This window comes from Collinsella aerofaciens, from assembly GCF_028206795.1.
In the GTDB taxonomy this organism is placed as follows: Bacteria; Actinomycetota; Coriobacteriia; order Coriobacteriales; family Coriobacteriaceae; genus Collinsella; species Collinsella aerofaciens_AX.
Genome location: NZ_JAQLFJ010000002.1, coordinates 61,357 through 79,759 on the forward strand (window position 1 = coordinate 61,357; position 18,403 = coordinate 79,759).

At 67.6% G+C, this 18,403-nt stretch carries 19 protein-coding genes; 2 read left to right on the forward strand and 17 right to left on the reverse strand.

What is annotated here, in order from left to right:
• Positions 1-85 precede the first annotated feature (85 nt).
• Genes cobK through cobM form a run of 17 tightly spaced genes read right to left on the reverse strand, consistent with a single transcriptional unit; the run spans position 86 to position 16,336 of the window.
• Positions 86-907 (reverse strand): precorrin-6A reductase, encoded by an 822-nt coding sequence (gene cobK / locus PMX70_RS01345; protein ID WP_271742585.1) that lies wholly within the window; start codon positions 905-907, stop codon positions 86-88.
• On the reverse strand, positions 904-1,545 hold the full coding sequence (locus PMX70_RS01350) for a precorrin-8X methylmutase (RefSeq protein WP_271742586.1): 642 nt from the start codon (positions 1,543-1,545) through the stop codon (positions 904-906). The genes cobK and PMX70_RS01350 overlap by 4 nt, the downstream gene beginning before the upstream one ends.
• Complete coding sequence (locus tag PMX70_RS01355; protein ID WP_271742587.1) at positions 1,546-2,061, reverse strand: cob(I)yrinic acid a,c-diamide adenosyltransferase; 516 nt, start codon at positions 2,059-2,061, stop codon at positions 1,546-1,548.
• Complete coding sequence (locus tag PMX70_RS01360) at positions 2,058-3,557, reverse strand: cobyric acid synthase (protein ID WP_271742589.1); 1,500 nt, start codon at positions 3,555-3,557, stop codon at positions 2,058-2,060. The genes PMX70_RS01355 and PMX70_RS01360 overlap by 4 nt, the downstream gene beginning before the upstream one ends.
• Entirely contained in the window at positions 3,550-4,773 is a 1,224-nt protein-coding gene (locus PMX70_RS01365) for a pyridoxal phosphate-dependent aminotransferase (protein ID WP_271742590.1), read from the reverse strand. The genes PMX70_RS01360 and PMX70_RS01365 overlap by 8 nt, the downstream gene beginning before the upstream one ends.
• Complete coding sequence (cbiB, locus tag PMX70_RS01370) at positions 4,770-5,744, reverse strand: adenosylcobinamide-phosphate synthase CbiB (RefSeq protein ID WP_271742591.1); 975 nt, start codon at positions 5,742-5,744, stop codon at positions 4,770-4,772. Before cbiB ends, PMX70_RS01365 begins: the two co-directional genes overlap by 4 nt.
• A complete protein-coding gene (locus PMX70_RS01375; protein WP_271742592.1) occupies positions 5,744-6,700 on the reverse strand; it encodes a histidine phosphatase family protein in 957 nt (318 codons plus the stop codon). The genes cbiB and PMX70_RS01375 overlap by 1 nt, the downstream gene beginning before the upstream one ends.
• A 41-nt stretch (positions 6,701-6,741) precedes the next feature.
• Positions 6,742-7,551, reverse strand: coding sequence for an adenosylcobinamide-GDP ribazoletransferase (locus tag PMX70_RS01380; RefSeq protein ID WP_271742593.1), 810 nt, complete (start codon positions 7,549-7,551; stop codon positions 6,742-6,744).
• The gene (locus PMX70_RS01385; protein WP_271742594.1) at positions 7,506-8,054 is read right to left on the reverse strand and encodes a bifunctional adenosylcobinamide kinase/adenosylcobinamide-phosphate guanylyltransferase; all 549 of its coding nucleotides are present in this window, start codon (positions 8,052-8,054) and stop codon (positions 7,506-7,508) included. The genes PMX70_RS01380 and PMX70_RS01385 overlap by 46 nt, the downstream gene beginning before the upstream one ends.
• Positions 8,051-9,193: a nicotinate-nucleotide--dimethylbenzimidazole phosphoribosyltransferase gene (locus PMX70_RS01390; protein WP_271742595.1), complete on the reverse strand. Its 1,143-nt coding sequence runs from the start codon at positions 9,191-9,193 to the stop codon at positions 8,051-8,053. The genes PMX70_RS01385 and PMX70_RS01390 overlap by 4 nt, the downstream gene beginning before the upstream one ends.
• Positions 9,186-10,568 carry a cobyrinate a,c-diamide synthase gene (locus PMX70_RS01395; RefSeq protein WP_271742596.1) on the reverse strand — a complete coding sequence of 461 codons (1,383 nt, stop codon included), beginning with the start codon at positions 10,566-10,568 and terminating at the stop codon, positions 9,186-9,188. The genes PMX70_RS01390 and PMX70_RS01395 overlap by 8 nt, the downstream gene beginning before the upstream one ends.
• Positions 10,565-11,812 (reverse strand): precorrin-6y C5,15-methyltransferase (decarboxylating) subunit CbiE, encoded by a 1,248-nt coding sequence (gene cbiE, locus PMX70_RS01400; protein ID WP_271742597.1) that lies wholly within the window; start codon positions 11,810-11,812, stop codon positions 10,565-10,567. The genes PMX70_RS01395 and cbiE overlap by 4 nt, the downstream gene beginning before the upstream one ends.
• On the reverse strand, positions 11,800-12,543 hold the full coding sequence (gene cobJ, locus PMX70_RS01405; RefSeq protein ID WP_271742598.1) for a precorrin-3B C(17)-methyltransferase: 744 nt from the start codon (positions 12,541-12,543) through the stop codon (positions 11,800-11,802). Before cobJ ends, cbiE begins: the two co-directional genes overlap by 13 nt.
• The gene (locus PMX70_RS01410; protein WP_271742599.1) at positions 12,543-13,676 is read right to left on the reverse strand and encodes a cobalt-precorrin 5A hydrolase; all 1,134 of its coding nucleotides are present in this window, start codon (positions 13,674-13,676) and stop codon (positions 12,543-12,545) included. The genes cobJ and PMX70_RS01410 overlap by 1 nt, the downstream gene beginning before the upstream one ends.
• Positions 13,677-14,366, reverse strand: coding sequence for a precorrin-2 C(20)-methyltransferase (gene cobI, locus PMX70_RS01415; protein WP_195404809.1), 690 nt, complete (start codon positions 14,364-14,366; stop codon positions 13,677-13,679).
• A complete protein-coding gene (gene cbiD, locus PMX70_RS01420; RefSeq protein ID WP_271742760.1) occupies positions 14,359-15,543 on the reverse strand; it encodes a cobalt-precorrin-5B (C(1))-methyltransferase CbiD in 1,185 nt (394 codons plus the stop codon). The genes cobI and cbiD overlap by 8 nt, the downstream gene beginning before the upstream one ends.
• A 1-nt stretch (position 15,544) precedes the next feature.
• Positions 15,545-16,336: a precorrin-4 C(11)-methyltransferase gene (cobM, locus tag PMX70_RS01425; protein ID WP_152068042.1), complete on the reverse strand. Its 792-nt coding sequence runs from the start codon at positions 16,334-16,336 to the stop codon at positions 15,545-15,547.
• Positions 16,337-16,794: 458 nt separating this feature from the next.
• Here cobM and PMX70_RS01430 point away from each other — a divergent pair, with 458 nt between their 5' ends.
• Both PMX70_RS01430 and PMX70_RS01435 read left to right on the forward strand, forming a co-directional pair.
• The gene (locus tag PMX70_RS01430) at positions 16,795-17,721 is read left to right on the forward strand and encodes a sirohydrochlorin cobaltochelatase (protein ID WP_271742600.1); all 927 of its coding nucleotides are present in this window, start codon (positions 16,795-16,797) and stop codon (positions 17,719-17,721) included.
• Between the two features lie 144 nt (positions 17,722-17,865).
• Entirely contained in the window at positions 17,866-18,399 is a 534-nt protein-coding gene (locus PMX70_RS01435; RefSeq protein WP_271742601.1) for a hypothetical protein, read from the forward strand.
• Positions 18,400-18,403 lie beyond the last annotated feature (4 nt).

Sequence of the window (18,403 nt, forward strand, 5' to 3'; positions counted from 1 at the left end):
ATGCTATCTAGCAGCAAAAACAGACACTATTTCACCGCAACTTATTGAAGGGCTGTTTGCGCCAGTTCTGGGCGTCGTCCTCGAGCTATTGATGGATGACGGGCTTGTACGGGTCGAGCTTGCTCGGGGCGCTCCTCCTCGCGAACTCCCGTAAGAGCACGTCTTCCACTTCCCGAAGCGAAAGGGTCCCGCCTCCCTCGGCGGGACGGGCGACCACGATGCAGCGCGCTCCCACGTCGCGCGCGGAGGCGATCTTCTCGGCCGTGCCGCCTACGGTTCCCGAGTCCTTGGTCACAAGCCACTGGGCGCCCACCTGCCGAAGCATCGCCTCATTGAGCTCGCGGGTGAAGGGCCCCTGCATGCCGATGACGTGCGACGGCGAAAACCCCGCGTCGATGCACTTCGTTATAGCACCGGGCAGCGGGAGCACGCGCACGAAGAAGCGCTCCGCGAAATCGGCGACGCGCGTGTAGGGAGCAAGCTCCTTGCTCCCCGTCGTGAGAAGCGCGCGACCCGGGTTCTCGGAGAGAAAGCGCGCCGCGCAGGCGATCGACGCGACCGACACGACGCCTTTGGGCAGCGCCTCGACCGGGCGCGCAAGGCGCAGGCATCGTGCACCCACGGCGAGCGAAGCGGCCCGGATGTTACCGCTTGCGAGCGTAGCGAAGGGGTGCGTGGCGTCGACGACGATGCGCGCGCCGGAAAGCTCGCGCTCCATGTCGGCCTCGTCGAGCCTGCCCGCATGCACCTCGATGCCCGGAAGCTCGCCCAAAAGTTCGCCTCCGTACTCTGTTGCCGCGTAGGCACGGGCGGGGATGCCCGCCCCGCTCGCCCATTCGCACAGAAGGCGGCCCTCGGTGGTGCCGGCGAAGATGCGCAGCGCCGGCGCGGATGCGGGAGCCGTCACTTCGGGCCGCCTGTGCGCGTGATCTGGTAGAGCAGCGCGTTCATAATGGCAGCCGCCGCTGTCGAGCCGCCCTTGCGACCCCTCGCGACGATGGCCGGCACGCGTCGCGCGAGTAGCTCCTCTTTCGCCTCGACCACGTTCACAAACCCGACCGGCACCCCAACGACGAGCGCGGGCGCGATCTTCCCCGCGTCCATGAGCTCGGCGAGGCGCAGAAGTGCTGTGGGAGCGTTGCCGACGGCCACGATAAGCGGACCCTCGATGCGGCAAGCTTTGTCCATGCTCGCAACGGCGCGAGTCGTGCCCGCGGCGCGCGCCGTTGCGGCGACATCAGGGTCGGCCATGTAGCACACGGCCTTGCAGCCGAGCTTCGCGAGCGCGGGCTTGCTTATGCCTGCGAGCGCCATGTTCGTGTCGGTGAGCACCGTGGCCCCTGCGCGCAGTGCGCCGAGCGCACAGTGCGCGGCATCATGGGTGAACACGAGGGAATCGGCGTACGAGAAGTCGGCAGTGGTGTGGATGACGCGCTTCACGACGGGCTCTTCGAGCGCCGGGAACGTGCGCCCGCCAAGCTCTTCGGTGATGATCTCGAAGCTGCGCCGCTCGATGTCGCCGGGCGCCATCTCCTTGGAATCCATCTAGTACTCCACTCCTTCCCTTGCACATATCCCCTGAGAGTAGGGGTGTTTCTCGCACCGCATCTCGGTTATGTAGTCGGCCTTCTCCACGATCTTGCGGGAAGGCGCGCGCCCGGTGAGCGCTACTTCGACGCCGCGCGCGGACAAATCGAGCGCGCGGTCCACGAGCGCCTCGTCGACAAGCCCCTTCGAAAGCGCGTCGAGCGCCTCGTCGAGCACGAGCAGCCCCTCCTGCGCGCCCTCGAGCTCGGCGAGCGCGGAAGCGAGGTTCCCATCATGCAGCTCGCACGTCGCGGCAAGTTCTTCCGGCGTCATCGACCAGGTAAACTTGTCCGACACCTTCCCCGCGAACACGGACACGCCGAAATGCTCGGCGAGCAGGCGCGCCTCCCCGCTTTCGCCGTCTTTCAGGAACTGCACGACGACGACGCGGCGGCCTGCAGCGAGCATGCGAAGGGCGAGGCCCATCGCCGCCGTGGTCTTGCCTTTGCCGTCGCCATGATACACGTGGATCATACGCCCTCCTCGATAATGCGGTAGACATACTCCATGTCGAGCGCCCCGCGCACGCCGTCGGCCAGGCGGTCGAACTCGCGCGCTCGGTGATCGGCCGCGGACGTCGCGCCCGCAGCACCCACGACGCTCTCGGGCAAGCCGCGCATGCGCGCAAGCGAGCGCGCGAGGGCGAGCGCCACCCCCGGTTCGTCGAACAGGCCGTGGAGATAGGTTCCGAACACGTTTCCGCAGGCCGCGCCTTCTGGTTTGCCGCCAATCGTGCCCGCAGGGGCGCAGGAGACGGTCGTTTCGCCGTCGTGAATCTCGTACCCGCGAGCCGTCATGCCGTTCCACACCGAGAACGCGCCTTGGGCGCCCGTGATGCGAAGCTCCGACTGGGCGAGGCGCTTTTCCTCCTTGAACACCGTACTTGCAGGGATGAGCCCGAGCCCGCGCGCGGTGCCAGCGCCTTCCCTGCCGTGCGGATCGGAAAGCTCGTCTCCCAAAAGCTGGTAGCCTCCGCATATGCCGAGCACCGGCGTGCCCGCGCCCGAAAGCGCGCGTACACAGGCTCCGATGCCGCTAGCCGCAAGCCAGCGCGCGTCGTCGAGCGTGGTCTTCGAGCCTGGGAGCACCACCAGGTCGGGTCTGCCCAGATCGGTCGTCGAGGAAACATAGCGCACGCCCACGCCGGGCACGCGCGAAAGCGGGTCGAAGTCGGTGAAGTTCGACAGATGCGGAAGGCGCACGACGGCGACGTCGATGACGCCGCGCGCCTCGCGGGCAGATAGGCGCGGCGCGAGCGAGTCCTCGTCGTCCAGGTCGAGCGTAAGATACGGCACGACCCCCACGACGGGAACCCCGCACATCTTCTCGAGCGGGGCCAAACCCGGGCGCAGGATTTCCACATCGCCGCGGAACTTGTTCACCACAAGCCCCCGCAAAAGAGCGCGATCCTCGGGCGCAAAGAGCGCGACCGTGCCGTAGAGCTGGGCAAACACCCCACCTGGGTCGATGTCGCCCGCGAGCAGCACAGGGGAGGACACGGCGCGCGCGAGCCCCATGTTGACGATGTCGTTTTCGGCAAGGTTGATTTCGACGGGGCTGCCGGCGCCCTCGATGACGATGACGTCGTTTTCCTCCGCGAGCGAATCGAACGCCTCCAAAATCTGCGGCATGAGCGCCTTCTTTCGCGCGAAGTAGTCCCTCGCAGCGAAGGCTCCCTGCGCCTTGCCGGCCACGATGAGCTGGCTTCGGTGGTCGTTTTCGGGCTTGAGCAGAATGGGGTTCATGCGCACGTCGGGCGCGATGCCGCACGCCTCGGCCTGCATGATCTGGGCGCGCCCCATCTCGAGCCCATCGGCCGTGACACCGCTGTTGAGCGCCATGTTCTGGCTCTTGAAGGGAGCCACGCGCAGTCCGTCCTGCGAAAGCACGCGGCACAGCCCCGCCGCAAGCAGGCTCTTCCCCGCGTTCGACATGGTGCCCTGGATCATGATGGGCTTCGCCCTACCCACGGGTATCGACCTCCTTTGCCGAGCCTCGGCCATCCGCGAACGCCATAGCGCCGCTGCAAGAAGCGCCGCCCCGTTCGTCGGGTTCGCCTTCGCCCGATGCGCCTTCCGCCCGAAGCGCGCGGCTGAACGCCATCGCAAGCCGGGCGTTCTCCTTGCGCGTGCGCACCGCGACGCGGCACCAGAAACGGGACAGTACCGAAAACGAGTCGCACGTGCGGACCAAAACCCCCTGTTTATACAGGCGCTCGGGGATGTCTTTCGCCGGCGTGCGGACTAAAAGGAAGTTCGCATCCGACGGCACGACGGAAAGCCCGAGCGAGGAGAGCTCGTGGGAAAGCCACGCTCGCTCGCCCGCCAATACATCGCGCGTGCGCGAGACGTATTCAACGTCTTCCAGGGCGGCGATGCCCGCGGCCTCGGCGACGGAGGAGACGGGCCACGCCTGCCCCGCCCGGCGAATCCCCTCGATGAGTTGGGCGTTTCCGCTGATCAGATATCCCAACCGCAACCCCGCCATTCCGTAGAGCTTGGTAAACGCGGAGAGCACGGCCACATGGCGCGAACACGCGGCGCGTGCGGCCACGCTCCTTTCGCGGGCGTCGGGCGCAAATCCGAGGAAGCACTCGTCCACGACGAGCAGCGCGCCCACCTGCTCGCAGCGGCAAGCCGCGGCATCGATCACGCTGGGGTCGACGAGGCGCCCCGTCGGGTTGTTCGGGTTGCAGAGGTACGCCACGTCTCCCGGCCCCTCGATCGCGCGGGCGAAGGAGGCGGGCACGTCGAAGTCGTCCGCTTCGGAGAGCGGGAACTCCTGCACGCATGCGCCGTAGTACGATGCCGCCTCCGCATATTCAGAGAACGTCGGCGCGCACACGACGATGCGTTTCGGGCGCACCGCCGCGGCGAGCCGCCAGATGATGTCGGACGCGCCCGCGCCGCAGACGATAGTATCTTCGGGAATGCCCTGGGCGCGCGCTAGGGCGCGAACGAGGGCGATGCTTTCCCTATCGGGGTAGGCGTCGATTCGAGAAAGCGCCTTGCAAGCTGCGGCGACGGCGCGCGGCGAGGGGCCTGCCGGATTCACGTTCACCGAGAAGTCGATGAGGTCGGAGGCGCCCCCTTCGCAAGCGATGCCGAGCGATTGCGCGCTGCCCCCATGCGTACGGGCGCGAAGGATTCCCCCGGCAGCCCGGGGCACGGCGCGGTCCTCCCTCATGCCATCGCCCCCACGGCGAGCACGACCGCCGCGCGCGCGGCGCCGAAGACGACGAGCGCGCATACGGACGCGGCGAGCATGAGCCTTGTCGCCCGGGCGATGTCGCCCCACTCGATTTCGCGGGACGCGTCGCCTATCGTCGGTTTCTCAACGAGCTTGCCGAAATACACCGCGGGTCCTGCCAAGCGCAGCCCGAGCGCGCCCGCGCACGCCGACTCGGTCTGCGCCGCGTTCGGGCTCGCATGGCGACGCCTGTCGCGGCGCCAGATGCGCGCCGCCCCGCGCGCGTCGAGCCCGACGATCGGGCACACGGCGATCATGAACAAGGCCGATAAGCGCGAGGGAATCCAGTTCACCGCATCGTCGAGGCGCGCCGAGGCGCAGCCGAAGTCGATGTAGCGCTCGTTTTTGTAGCCCACCATGCTGTCGAGCGTGTTCACCGCCTTGTACGCCATGCCCAAGGGCGCACCCCCGATCATAAGGTAGAAAAGCGGCGCGATGACGCCGTCGCTCGCGTTCTCCGCCACCGTTTCCACGGCGGCGCGCGCGACGCCCTGCTCGTCGAGAACAGACGTGTCGCGTCCCACGATGAGTCCGCCTTCTTCGCGCGCCGCGACAAGGCCGCCCTTCGAGAACGCGCGGGCCACGGCCAGGCTCTGGCGGCGCAGCTCGCATGTCGCGAGAATCTGATAGCTCGCCCATGCCTCGGCAACGAAGCGCAAGCCGGAGTGAACCATGCCACAAAGATGTAGGATACCCCAGGTCAAAAGCCCACACGCAAGCGGAAGCGCCACGGCGAGCACAAGCCCTGCGGCACGCGTGCCCGCGGACGTTTGCGGGAATGCGTGCCGCAGGCGGCCTTCGGCCCACGTGATCGCGCGCCCCATGGCGACGACGGGATGGGGAAGCCAGCGCGGGTCGCCGAAGGCAAGGTCGGCCGCGAACCCGGCGGCGACGGCAAGAATTGTCATCACCGGGCATCGCCCCCCGAAGCGGGGCGAACGTCGCGAAGGCAGCGCCCATCCCAGGTGGCGGCCCATGCGCCGCCCGGCTCGGTATGCACGTCGAAATATCCCATTTTCGGGACAGCTAGCTCGGAGAGCAGCGCTTTCACGGTGCCCGCGTGAACGACGAAGACGGCGCGCCCACTCCCCTGGGCGCGCTCCGATTCGCACGCCTCCCGAAACGCCGCGATGACGCGGCGGGTGAAATCGCTCTTGCCCTCGCCATGCGGGCAGCGCGTCTCGCACCAGGAGTCTACCCAGGCGCGGTAGCGCGCATCCTCTTTAAGCTCGGCGGCGCTTCGCCCCTCGAAGTCGCCGAAATCCATCTCGCGCAGACCGGGGCACGCCATTAGCTCCGCGTTCGGGAAGAGGATGCGCGCCGTCTGGTCGGTGCGGGCCATGCCGCTCGTGATAACACGGAATACGTCACGATCGCACGCGAGGTCGCGCAAAGCGCGCTCGCCCGCGCTCGACAGGGGCTCGTCGGTGCCCGCCCCGCTGTAGCGATGGTCTTCCGTGCCCGCCGTGGCACCATGGCGCACGAAGACGACTTCCAAAGGCGCGCCCGCGCCCTGCGTCCCTCGAGGCGCATCGTCAAGGTTTCCTTTGATGACCTGGGGTATCCCGCACGTCATGCGCACGACGACGTCGGCGCGCGCAGCGAGCGCGCATCCCAGGCGCCCCGCGCGCTCGCGCCATTGGGCGTCTTCCGCACGCATGGGGACGACCCCCGAACCGACCAAGGGCAGAATCACTGCGTCGAAGCCGATCAGCCGCTCGAGCGCCCGGTCAGCGTCGAGCGCTCGTACGAGTTCCTCTGCACGGTACGCGACGCGGCCGGCAAATGCCGCGGGCACGCCGCCCTCCGCAAACTGCGCCGCGTCGACGAAATCGTCTGCCGCGAACCCGAGCTTTTCGCGCACGAAGGTCCTCTTCCCCGAATGTGCGCCACCTACCACGAGCATCATAGGAGCATGCCCCCCGCCACTAGCATGGCAAGCATCGCGAGCTCGGCCCATTGCAGAAACCATCCGGCCAAATCCCCCGTCACCCCACCGAAGCGGGACAGGGCAACATGGCGGTACCACGCGAGCACCAAAAGCCCCGCCACCGCCATAAGGGCGCCGACGGCCTGAGCGCACGCGACCATCCCTGCAGCCGAAGCCGCAGCGAAAGCGCAAAGCGGCACGACGATCGCCGCGCGCTTCTTCGCAGGCGAGAGCCCCGCGGCCATGCCGTCAGCCCGCGCGGCAGGCCAGCATTCAACGGCAAGCCCCGAAAGCGCGCGGGAGAACACGAGCGAGCACAGAAGCGCGAGGAACGCCCCCGCCGTAAGCGGCAGCGCGGTGAACAGGGAAAACTGCAGAATAAGGTACACAACAACACCGATGACCCCGAAGGCGCCCGCCCGCGGGTCGTGCATGATCTCGAGCTTTCGCTCGCGCGGGGCCCAACTTGCAAGCGCATCGGAGGTGTCGCAGAGCCCGTCTAGGTGGATGCCTCCCGTCACTGCCACAGGCAACGCCACGAGCACGGCCGCGACGATGGTCGCGGGCACGCCGAGCAGGTTCGCCACGTGCCCCCACGCCGTCATGAGGAAGCCTTCCGCAACGCCCACCAGGGGAAACGCGCCAAGCGCATGGGTTGATCCGAAATCGGTCCAGGCCGATTTCGGGACGGGGATGCGCGAGAACGTTCCGAACGCCGCGCCGATTGCCTCTGCTATCTTCACCTTGTAGGTCCTTCGCCTTTCATCCACACGGGAATCCCGCATACCACTTCGACTGCGCGGTCAGCCAGCGCCGCCACGCCCGCGTTCACGCGCGCGAGCGCGCGCCTCCATGCCTCGGTCCCCTCATCGTAGCGCATCCCATCGGCGAACACGTCGACGGTGACCACCACCGTATACGCAGCGGCCTGAGCGAGCCGTTCGATGCCTCCGAGCACCTCGCACGCCGCAGCGTCGGGGTCACGCGGGGACAAGCCGCCTTCCGCGAAGAGCTCGTTCGCAACCAGGTTGCCCACGTCCTCCAAAAGAAGCGTGCAGCCGCGCGGAAGCCCGGGAACTGCGGCGCCCACGTCACGCGTGCGCTCGAGGGTGGAAAACCCCTTGCCCTCGCGCAGCGCCCGATGCCGCGCGATGCGGCGGGCGCCCTCTTCCCCGAAGGGCTCCATCGTTGCCAGGTACACGCGAGGGCCGTCGTGCCCGAGGCACAGGGACTCGGCGTAGGCGCTCTTGCCGCTCGCGGCGGCGCCGATGACGAGCGTCACCGTCATTTCCCGGCCTCGAAATGCTCGTAAGCAGCCATGCCAGTCGCCGTGAACGTCTTACCATCCCGATACACGCGCAGCGCCGAATCCAGAAGGGGCAGATACGCCATGGCGCCCGCGCCCTCGCCCAAGTGCATGCCTGCGTCGAGGGGTGCCTTTATGCCGAGCTCGCGAAGGAGCTCCTGGCTTGCGGGTTCGCTTGATGCGTGGGTGCCCACGAGGTAGCCCAAGGCGTTGGGGCACAGGCGCGCCGCGCACAGGGCCGCCGTGCAGGATATGACCCCGTCGAGGAGCGCCGGCGCCTTCGAGGCCGCGGCCCCCAGGTAGAAGCCGCACATTGCCGCGATGTCGAAGCCGCCCACCTTCGAGAGCACGTCGATCGGATCGGCGGGATCGGGCGCGTTCGCGTCGATAGCACGCTCGACCACGTCGCGCTTGCGCGCGAGTGAGGCGTCCGAGAGCCCCGCGCCGCGCCCGACGAGGCTCCGCGCGTCCGCCCGGAGGAGCACTGCGGCCACCGCCGCCGAGGTGGTCGTGTTGCCGATGCCCATCTCGCCCGCGGCGAGAAGGCGCACGCCGGCACGGGCAAGCCCGCACGCGACGGCGATTCCGACCTCGATCGCGCGCACGGCCCCATCGCGAGACATAGCGGGGCCGTGCGCGATGTTGCCGCTCCCCCGCCGCACGTTCGCGCGCACCATGCGCGCGTCTTCTATGCCCCGGGCCATACCCACGTCGATGGGCACGACCTCGGCACCCGCGAACGCTGCCATGCGGCAGGCGCTCGTGGCCCCCTCGCACATGCTGCGCGCAACGGCTCGCGTCACGTCTTGCCCGCTTTGCGACACGCCTTCGGCAACGACCCCGTTGTCAGAGAAGAATACCGCGAGCACACGGGGGAACTCGGCAACCTCGGCGCTCCCCTGAGCTGCGGCGATACACGCGACGGCGTCTTCAAAGTCGCCCAATCCCCCCAAGGGGTGCGCGATGGAGTCCCACGCGACGTACGCGGCGGCGCGGGCGCACTCGTCTGCGGGCGCGATCCGGGAGAGCGCGGCTTCGAGCACGGCGCCCGGCGCCGACGAGAACGCGCGCCCGACTTCCTCGCGGATGCAGGCAAGCGCGGTTTCAGTTGCCTCAGCCATGCCGTCTCCTCTCTGCGAACGACGCTGCGGCAGACGCGAACGCGCGCGCAGCGTCGGGGTTAGCAGGATAGTACACATGCGGGAAGCCCGCCACCAGGGACGGGGTGGTCGTCATGCACGGCCAGCCCTTGTCGCGCCGGGGCTTCTGCGCCCAGAAGTCGCCGCCCGGGCAGGTGGACTGCCAGTAGTGGAACTCGTGCGCGCGGATGCGTGTGCCGCGCGGCCCGTAGAGCCCGTCGCGTTGGGAAGTGAGCTCCACGTACCCGAAATGGGACAGCCTTCCCCCGTTCTCGCTTGCGCCCTCAAGGGCGCCCGCAACAGGCCAGCGCCGCCCCTCGCTATCGGCGATTTCGCGCTGCAGGTACAGAAACCCACCGCATTCGGCGACCGTCGGCATGCCGGATTCCACCGCGCGCCGCACCGCCTCGCGCATCGGCGCGTTCTCGGAGAGCTGCCGCGCATGGAGCTCCGGGTAGCCGCCCCCCAGATAGAGGGCGCTTGTCCCCCGGGGCAACTCGCTATCACACAGGGGGCTGAAAAAGGCCAGCTCGCAACCAAGGTCCTCGAGCGCGCGCAGGTTCTCCTCGTAGTAGAACGAGAACGCCTCGTCACGCGCGACGCCGACGATGGGCCGCGCTCCCGCGATCGGCTCCAACCGGTAAGGTTCCTCGCGGATATCGGGTGCCGTCGCCGCTATTTCGAGCAAGCGATCGACGTCGACGCTCTTTTCCACCAGCTCGGCCATCTTGTCGATGCGCGGGGAGAGCTGCTCGACCTCGTCGGCGGTCACAAGCCCCAGATGCCGGCTTTCGAGCGAGAACGCCTCGTCGGCGGGGATATTACCCAAAACCGCGACGCCCGTGTGCTTCTCAATCGCAGGGGCCGCGTAGGCGCAGGCAGCGGCGCTCGTCTTGTTCAGCACGACGCCGCGCACGTTCGCACAAGGCAGGAACTCGGCGATGCCGCGGATTACGGCGGCGAGCGATAAAGACGCCCCACGCCCGTTCACCACTAAAACGACCGGCGTTTCCGTATCGCGCGCAACCTGGTAGCTGCTCGCGTCGGCCACGCCGGGCGCCATGCCGTCGTAGAAGCCCATGACCCCCTCGAGCACCGCGACATCCGCGCCCGCGGCGCCGCGTGCGAGCAGGGCGCGCAGCGTCGGGGCGTCGGTGAAGAAACCATCTAAGTTGCCCGAGCGCGCACCCACGACGCGGCGATGAAAGAGCGGGTCAATGTAGTCGGGGCCGCATTTGAAGGCCGCGCATGCAAGGCCGCGGCGCGCGAGCGCGCGCAGGAGCGCGCACGTTACGACCGTCTTGCCGCTCCCGCTCGAGGGCGCAGCGACCATGAAGCGCGGGATGGACGTACTCACCGGGCGCCGCCTTCCCCACCTGCACCACGCGCGCTGACGAGGAACACGGGGTTTTGCGCCTTCATAAGATGGTGCGAGCCTACAGCCTCGGCGCGGGCGGCAGACACCTGGCACGCCTCGAACCCCTTAAAGCGCGAACCCGAGAGGAGCGCGCACGCCTCGGTGAGCGTCTCAACGGTGACGCATGGCACGCACAGGCGAACCTGCGAGTTCTTCTCGAGCGCCGCCTCCACGATGGAGGGAAGCTCGCCCGCGCTCCCGCCGACGAACACGGCGTCGGGGACGGGCAGTTTCGCGAGCGCATCGGGGGCGACACCGGGGACCGCATGCACGTTGCCGCACCCGAATGCATCCGCGTTCTCTCGGATGAGCCGCACGCCGGCCGCGTTGCGCTCCACCGACCATACCGAGCCCGCTCGCGCGACGAGCGCCGCCTCGATCGACACGCTCCCCGTGCCGGCGCCGACGTCCCACACGGTGTCGGTCGCGGTAAGGCGCAGCTTCGCGAGCGCGACGGCGCGAACCTCCTGCTTGGTCATGGGAACGTCGCCGCGGATGAAGAGCTCGTCGGGAATGCCCGAGGAAGCGTACGGCCAGCGGGAGCTCGCGACGCCGCCTGCGAACTCGATAAGCATCACGTTCAAGTCGTCGAACGTCTGACCTGCGATTTCACTTGCGGTCGCGCAGGTGATGCGCTCGTCGGGGTACGACAGGCGCTCGGCCACCGTCACGCGCGCGTCCCCGAAGCCCGCCTGCACAAGCTCGCCCGAAAGCCGCGAGGGGTCTTCCCCGCCCGACGTGACGAGGAAGAGCTCACCTGCGCGCTCGGCCTCGGCCACGATGTCGCATGCCACGCCGTGAGCGCTCGCGAAGCGCCAATCCTGCCATGGACGCGCGAGGCACGCGGCGAGATACGACGCTGAGCTTATGCCGGGAATGATGCGCACGTCCACCTGCGCGTCGCCGGAGAGCGCCTCCACCAGACGGCGCGCGCCGCTGAACAGCCCCACATCGCCCGTCATCACGACCACGGCACGCTGCCACGACGCCGCATCGGTGAGCGCGGCGACGATGTCCGCCGTCTTCACGAGCTCGCATCTCACCACGTGTGGCGGCACGTCGATGCCGACAAGCGCGCGATGAGCGCCGATGACCACGTCGGCGATGTCGATCGCGTCGAGCGCCGCGCGCGAGAGCAAGTCGGGGTTTCCGGGCCCCGCCCCGATGATCGTTACCTTTCGCATGGAATCTCCCGATACCCGCGCGGCGTGACCATACGGCCGCCTACGCGCTTCGTGTCCGCGTTGCCGACGAATACGGTGGTGAACATGTCGGCATCAAGCTCCCCCAGCTCGGAGAGCCTGCACATGCCCGACTGCTGCCCCTCGCGCCCGATGTTGCGTACCCAGCCGCAGAGCGTGTCGGGGGCCTTCCATTCGAGCATAATCTTCGCCGCGCGCGAGAGCCTGTCGGCGCGCTTTCTGCTGCGCGGGTTGTACAAACAGATGCAGAAGTCGGCGCTCGCCACGGCGGCGAGCCTGCGCTCGATGACCTCCCACGGCGTGAGCAAGTCGGAGAGCGACACGACCGCGAAGTCGTGGGCAAGCGGGGCGCCGAGCACCGCCGACCCGCTCTGAGCCGCGGTGGCCCCGGCGATAACTTCCACGTCTACATCGGGGTAGTCCTCCGCAAGCTCCAGCACGGGGCTCGCCATGCCGTACACGCCCGCGTCACCGCTGCACACGAGCCCCACGGCTTCTCCACTCTGCGCACGCGAAAGCGCCAGGCGGCACCGTTCGACCTCGTGCATCATCGGCGTCGCGAGATGCGCCGCGTCGGGCACAGCGGCGAGCGCGAGCTCCACGTATTTCGTGTACCCCACAACGATGTCGGCCGCCTCGAGCGCGCGCCGAGCCGCAATCGTCATGCCGTCGGGGCCGCCCGGGCCGATCCCCACCACGAAGAGCTTTCCCATCACCGCTCCTTAAACGAAAGTTCGATAGTTACCTTGGAAAACGCGACGGTCACGCCGCCGTGAGCGAGCTTCGGGAAGATAAGTTTGCCCCCGTCCGCGAGCGCCGCACGCTCGCACACGTTGTCGACCCCCACCGTCGCGCGCACGAAATCAGATGGCGAAACGCTGCCTTCGACCTGCGACAACTCCTCTGCGGAATACGTCGCGAGCGGGATATTCCGCGCGCGGCAGAAAGCGAGCAGACCCTCCTCGTGCGCCTTCACGTCGATCGTCGCCGCCTCGCGCACGGCCGAAGGCGAGATATCCGCCTGCCCGCACGCGAGAAAAAACGCCTCCTCAATCGCTTCGGCGCACGCACCGCGACGGCACCCTATACCCGCAACGATGCAGGGCACGACAAGGCGAAGTGGCTCGGGCGCAGGCGCCTGCGCCCGCACGCCCGCCGGCTTCCCCGTCTCAGCGGCGGGCACAACCTTGCCCGTTGTCTCCGCCGCGCGAACGGACGCACCTGCATTCGCGCCAGCAAACGGCGAAACGACGATATCGGCCCGAGCGCGGTCGGACGCAATGTCAACCCCCTCAGGCGGCTGTCCCGAAATCGGCATGTCGGAATAGAGCGTCACGCGCCCGCCCGAAAGCAGCCGCGCCGACACTCGCTTGATGGCCTCGGGATTCGAAACGGCGAGCCCCGCACGGCGCGCCCACGTATCTACCGCCCACACGCCGCGGACGTCGGTCGCCGTGGTGATGGCGGGGATGGCGCCTACCGCGCGTGCCACAGTTTGCGCAAGCTCGTTCGCACCACCCAAATGCCCCGACAAAAGCGGGACGGCAAAGCGCCCCGCCTCGTCGATCGCCACAACCGCGGGATCGTTTGTCTTCGAGGCGACATGCGGCGCGATCGCCCGCACGGCGATGCCCGCCGCGCCCACGAACAGAAGCGCGTCCGACGCTTCCCAGGCGTGCGCCGTCCATGCGCGCAGGTCGGCCTTCCCCTCGCCGAATCCGCGCGAAACGGAAACGTCCCAGCCAGGGTCATCTTCACCTGTCTGCGCGCAATCGGAAAGCGCGCGTGCGGTGCGCTCAGCCAACGCATACCCCCTCTCAGTGAACGCTATGCAGGAAACCCTCATCTAGCGCACCACCATCGTCGAGAAGTAGCTACCCCGATCGGGCACATCGTCGAGCGAGCGGTACACGCGCTCGCCCGGAAGCCCACAATCCTCTACGAGCTCGGCACCGTCGAAGGCGCCCTCCTCGCGAAGGATGCGCTTCGTGTCCGCAAGCGAGCGGCGCGCCTTCATGACCACCTTCGTCCCCGGCCAGCCGATTGCGCGGCGCACGTCGTCGTAGCCGCCGGGCACGATGTGCAGAGGCGACGACATCTCGGGCGTGAGGTCGCGCTCGAGCGCCGCGGCGACCGCGCAGAAGCTCGGCACGCCGGGAATGGCGCGCGCCTCGAACCCGTGGGCGCGCACGTCGGGCGCTATGCGCTGGAAGGTGGCGTAGATGCTCGGGTCCCCCAGGTTCAGCAGCGCGACGTCGCGGGCCGCATCCAGGTGCGCGACAAGCTCGCGAACAAGCGAGGCATGCTCGGCCGCGCGGCGCTCGAGATCGCGCGTCATCGAGAATCGCACGGGGATCACCGTCTTGCCTGTAAAGTCGACGGCGCCGCGCACGATGTCGAGCGCGACCATGGCCCCGTCCGCCGTCTGCGGTGCGGCGATGACCGGACACGATTCGATTGTGCGGACGGCCTTGATCGTGAGAAGCTCGGGGTCGCCAGGCCCCGTACCCACCCCGTGCAGCACGCCTTTACTCATACGTCGCCCCCAATTCCCCGATGACTGCATCGGCGCCCGACGTGCGGAAAAGCTCGCGGCGCTCGGCGTCGAACACGACCGCGGCGATGTCGCATGCGCCCGCCGCGCGGCGGCGCAACCTGTCCTCGATTGCCGCGGCGAGCGAGGCGCGCGCAGCGTCCCCCACGCCGGCGGCCTCGATTACCTCGAGCGCCGCCGTGGTCGTGACCGACGACATGATCTCGCGCACGGTCTTCGCGCCCGCGCCGACCAAGGCCGCGTGGGCGGCCAGAATCTCCGCGCGGCAGTCGGCGGTACGCGAATGGGTGTCCATGATGCCGCCAGCGACCTTCACCAGCTTGCCGATGTGTCCCACAAGAAGGACATTGGTGAATCCCTCGCGAACGCAGCAATCAATCGCATCGCCCACAAAGTTGGAGATGAAGACCACCGGCGCACCGTTTAGGTGGAAATGCCCCGAGATGAACTGCCCGCCGTAGTTGCCGGGCGTGAGCACGACTCCGCGCCGCCCCATAGCCGCATGCTGCCGGATCTCGAGCTCGATGCTGTCGCGCAAGGCAGCGAGGCTGCGCGGCTCGACGATGCCCGTCGTGCCCAGGATGGAGATGCCGCCCTCTATCCCCAGGTGCGGGTTGAAGGTCTTTTCGGCAAGGGAAACGCCCTCGGGTACCGAAATCGTCACAGCAATATTTCCAGAAAAGCCGTGCGCGGCGCACACCTCGCGCACCGCCGAAGTGATCATCGCGCGCGGCGTCGCGTTGATGGCGGCCGCCCCAACCGGCTGCTCGAGCCCGGGCAACGTCACGCGCCCCACGCCCACGCCGCCATCGACGGAAACTTCCGATTCGCGCGCGGGCACGTCCTTGCCGCCCGCAGCACCCGTGCCCGACCCCGCATGTTCCACGCGCGCGTACACAAGCACGCCGTCGGTCACATCGGCATCGTCGCCTGCGTCCTTTCGCACGGCGCACTGGGCGCACCCCTCGCCGATGCATGCGTCGATCACGTTCGCCTCGACGGGCAGCCCGCCGGGGGTGACGATCGACACGAGGCCGACAGGCTTTCGTGACAAGAGCATCTCGCAGGCTGCCTTCGCCGCGAGCGCGGCGCAGCTCCCCGTGGTGTAGCCGCAGCGCAGGCGGGTCGTCCCGGTATATATGTAATGCTCGAAGGCCACGCTAGCTGCTCGCCTTCCGATACCCCGTGGCAAACGAAGGGTCGTAAAGCTTGCTGCGCTCGTACGACTCCGTTTGCGCGCCGTTGTGCGAAAGCCCGCCGCGAGCTCCGAGCACGCGGCCCACCACCACGAGCGCCGTGCGGTCGATGCCCTCTCGCGCGCCCGCGTCGGCGAGCGTGCCCACTGTGCATCGCACCACGCGCTCCTCAGGCCAGGTCGCCTTGTACACGAGCGCGGCCGGCTCGTCGGAGCTGCGGCCCGCGGCCAAAAGCTCGGCGGAAAGCTCGGCGAGCATACCCGAGCTCAGGAAGATGACCATAGTCGAGCCACTTTCCGCCATGGTGCGCATGCCCTCGCCCGCGGGCATGGGGGTACGTCCGGAAAGCCGCGTGATCACGACCGACTGGCTGATTCCCGGCAGCGTGTATTCCTGGCGAAGCGCCGCCGCGGCACCGCAAAAGCTCGACACGCCGGGCACCACCTCGTAGTCCACGCCGCGCGCGTCGAGCGCGTCCATCTGCTCCTGGATGGCGCCGTACAGGCACGGGTCGCCCGTGTGCAGGCGCACCACTTCCTCGCCCCGCGCATCTGCCGCGCACATCACGTCGAGCACTTCCTCCAAGGTCATGTGCGCGCTGTCGTAGACGATGCAGGATTCCTTGCACTCAGCGAGCAGCTCGGGGTTCACAAGGCTTCCCGCCCAAACGACCACGTCGGCTGCGCGCAGAAGGCGCGCCCCGCGCAGCGTGATAAGGTCGGCGGCGCCCGAGCCTGCGCCAACGATATGAATCATCCGAGCCTTCCCTTCCCGTTTCTCATCGCAACCGTTTACGCCGCCATTCGCGCAGCGGGCAAAACACGGCGCCTGCGGCGGCAATCGGCGCAAATACGCAGGCAGGAGGCGCAATGCCGCCCGCCCTGGCTTTGACACGTTCACAAGTGCCCACTATCATAGTAAAAGTTTCGGCAACGAGCATATGACAATCGGATAAAAGGAAATGACCGGCGCGGCGCCTGCACAGCCCGTGCTGGCTTGCGGAGGGAACCAGGTGGGAATCCTGGGCAAGGGACATTACTGTATAGGACGCGCGGGCGAACCGCCTCGCGCCCCAAGCCAGACTGCTTCGCCTTTTCCTCACGGCATCGCCGTGGCGTTAGCTCCTTGTGAACCCCGAGGGGTGCGCTTTTCTTTCGCTTGTGCCGACAAGCAACTGTCGCCGGGGGACCGGCAAACCGAGGAAAGGAAAAACCATGTCCGACCAGATGTCACGCCGCGGCTTCATGGGCGCCGCAGCAACCGGAGCCGTCGCGCTCGCCGGATTCGCGCTCGCGGGCTGCTCCAACACCTCCGCGAGTTCCGAGAAATCGAGTGAAAAGGAGAAGGCCGTGAAGCCGGTCATCCTCGTCACGAGCTTCGGCACGAGCTACAACGACTCGCGCCACATCACCATCGGCGCCATCGAAGACGCTATCCGCGAGAAGTACTGGCAGGACTACGACATCCGCCGCGCCTTCACCGCGCAGATCATCATCGACAAGCTGAAGAAGCGCGACGGCATCACGATTGACAACATGACCGAGGCGCTCGACCGCTGTGTGGAAGACGGCGTGAAGGAAATCGTCGTGCAGCCGACGCATCTCATGGCTGGCCTGGAATACGCCGACGTGAAAGACGAGCTCGACAAGTACGCCGACAAGTTCGACAAGATCTCGCTCGGCGACCCGCTGCTCACCTCCGACGACGACTACAAGAAGGTGGCCGCAGCCATTAAGGAGAACATGGCGTCCTTCGACGACGGCAAGACGGCGCTGTGCCTCATGGGCCACGGCACCGAAGCCGATTCCAACGCCGACTATGCCAAGATGCAGGAAGTGTTCAAGAACGAGGGCTTGACGCAGTTCTTCGTCGGCACTGTCGAGGCTGAACCGACCTGCGAGGATGTTATCGCCGCCGCGAGCGCCGCAGGGTACAAGAAGGCCGTGCTCGCGCCGTTCATGGTGGTCGCGGGCGACCACGCGAACAACGACATGGCAGACGAGACCGACCCCGACAGCTGGGCTGCGAAGTTCGTGGCCGCCGGCTTCGAAGTGACGTGCCTGCTCCAGGGTCTGGGACAGAACGCCGCGGTCGATGACATCTACGTCTCGCACGTGGACGACGCCATCGCCAAGCTGTAAACTCGCCGCGCACGGGGGCGCCGGTCGCGTCCCCGTGCAACGGGCATGCGCCTTCCCCGACTGACGGCGCATGCCCGTTGCATTCGCATCCCGCCCGCCCACCGCACGGCGCGGGCGGTCGAAGCGATTGAAAGGAACCACTCCATGTTGAAGAAAACCCTCGCCTTCGCCTTGTCGGCGGCGCTTTTCGCGTTCTCGCTCGCCGGCTGCGGCGGAAATTCAATCGACAGCGCAAAGGCAAGCGATGCCGATTCCCAGGAAAAGACCGAACAGGCGGCCGATGCGCCCGAGGGCGCAAGCGCTGCCCCCATCACCGCCGACAAGGTGGCCGACGGCACCTATCCGATCACCGTAGATTCCAGCTCGAACATGTTCAGGATTGTGGACGCCCAGCTCATCGTGGAAAACGGCTCCATGCACTGCGTGATGACACTTTCCGGCACGGGCTACGGCAAGCTCTTCATGGGCACGGGCGACGAGGCTGCCGCCGCGAGCGAGGCCGACTTCATCCCCTATGTGGAAAACGCGGAAGGCAAGTACACCTACGACGTACCCGTTGAAGCGCTCGACGAGGACACCGCCTGCGCCGCGTGGAGCATTAGAAAAGGGCAGTGGTACGACCGCACGCTCGTGTTCGAATCCGCCGGCGTCGATCTGCGCGCCGACGCGCTGAAGTAACGCC

Bases quoted from the DNA above. Each gene is read 5' to 3' on its own strand.
- PMX70_RS01365 (WP_271742590.1), bottom strand. From the start codon at position 4,773: ATGAGGGAGGACCGCGCCGTGCCCCGGGCTGCCGGGGGAATCCTTCGC.
- cobM (WP_152068042.1), bottom strand. From the start codon at position 16,336: ATGATTCATATCGTTGGCGCAGGCTCGGGCGCCGCCGACCTTATCACG.
- PMX70_RS01380 (WP_271742593.1), bottom strand. From the start codon at position 7,551: ATGCGGGATTCCCGTGTGGATGAAAGGCGAAGGACCTACAAGGTGAAG.
- PMX70_RS01355 (WP_271742587.1), bottom strand. From the start codon at position 2,061: ATGATCCACGTGTATCATGGCGACGGCAAAGGCAAGACCACGGCGGCG.
- PMX70_RS01430 (WP_271742600.1), top strand. From the start codon at position 16,795: ATGTCCGACCAGATGTCACGCCGCGGCTTCATGGGCGCCGCAGCAACC.
- cobJ (WP_271742598.1), bottom strand. From the start codon at position 12,543: ATGGGAAAGCTCTTCGTGGTGGGGATCGGCCCGGGCGGCCCCGACGGC.
- cbiE (WP_271742597.1), bottom strand. From the start codon at position 11,812: ATGCGAAAGGTAACGATCATCGGGGCGGGGCCCGGAAACCCCGACTTG.
- PMX70_RS01435 (WP_271742601.1), top strand. From the start codon at position 17,866: ATGTTGAAGAAAACCCTCGCCTTCGCCTTGTCGGCGGCGCTTTTCGCG.
- PMX70_RS01390 (WP_271742595.1), bottom strand. From the start codon at position 9,193: ATGGCTGAGGCAACTGAAACCGCGCTTGCCTGCATCCGCGAGGAAGTC.
- cbiB (WP_271742591.1), bottom strand. From the start codon at position 5,744: ATGACAATTCTTGCCGTCGCCGCCGGGTTCGCGGCCGACCTTGCCTTC.
- PMX70_RS01410 (WP_271742599.1), bottom strand. From the start codon at position 13,676: ATGAGGGTTTCCTGCATAGCGTTCACTGAGAGGGGGTATGCGTTGGCT.
- PMX70_RS01385 (WP_271742594.1), bottom strand. From the start codon at position 8,054: ATGACGGTGACGCTCGTCATCGGCGCCGCCGCGAGCGGCAAGAGCGCC.
- PMX70_RS01350 (WP_271742586.1), bottom strand. From the start codon at position 1,545: ATGGATTCCAAGGAGATGGCGCCCGGCGACATCGAGCGGCGCAGCTTC.
- cobI (WP_195404809.1), bottom strand. From the start codon at position 14,366: ATGAGTAAAGGCGTGCTGCACGGGGTGGGTACGGGGCCTGGCGACCCC.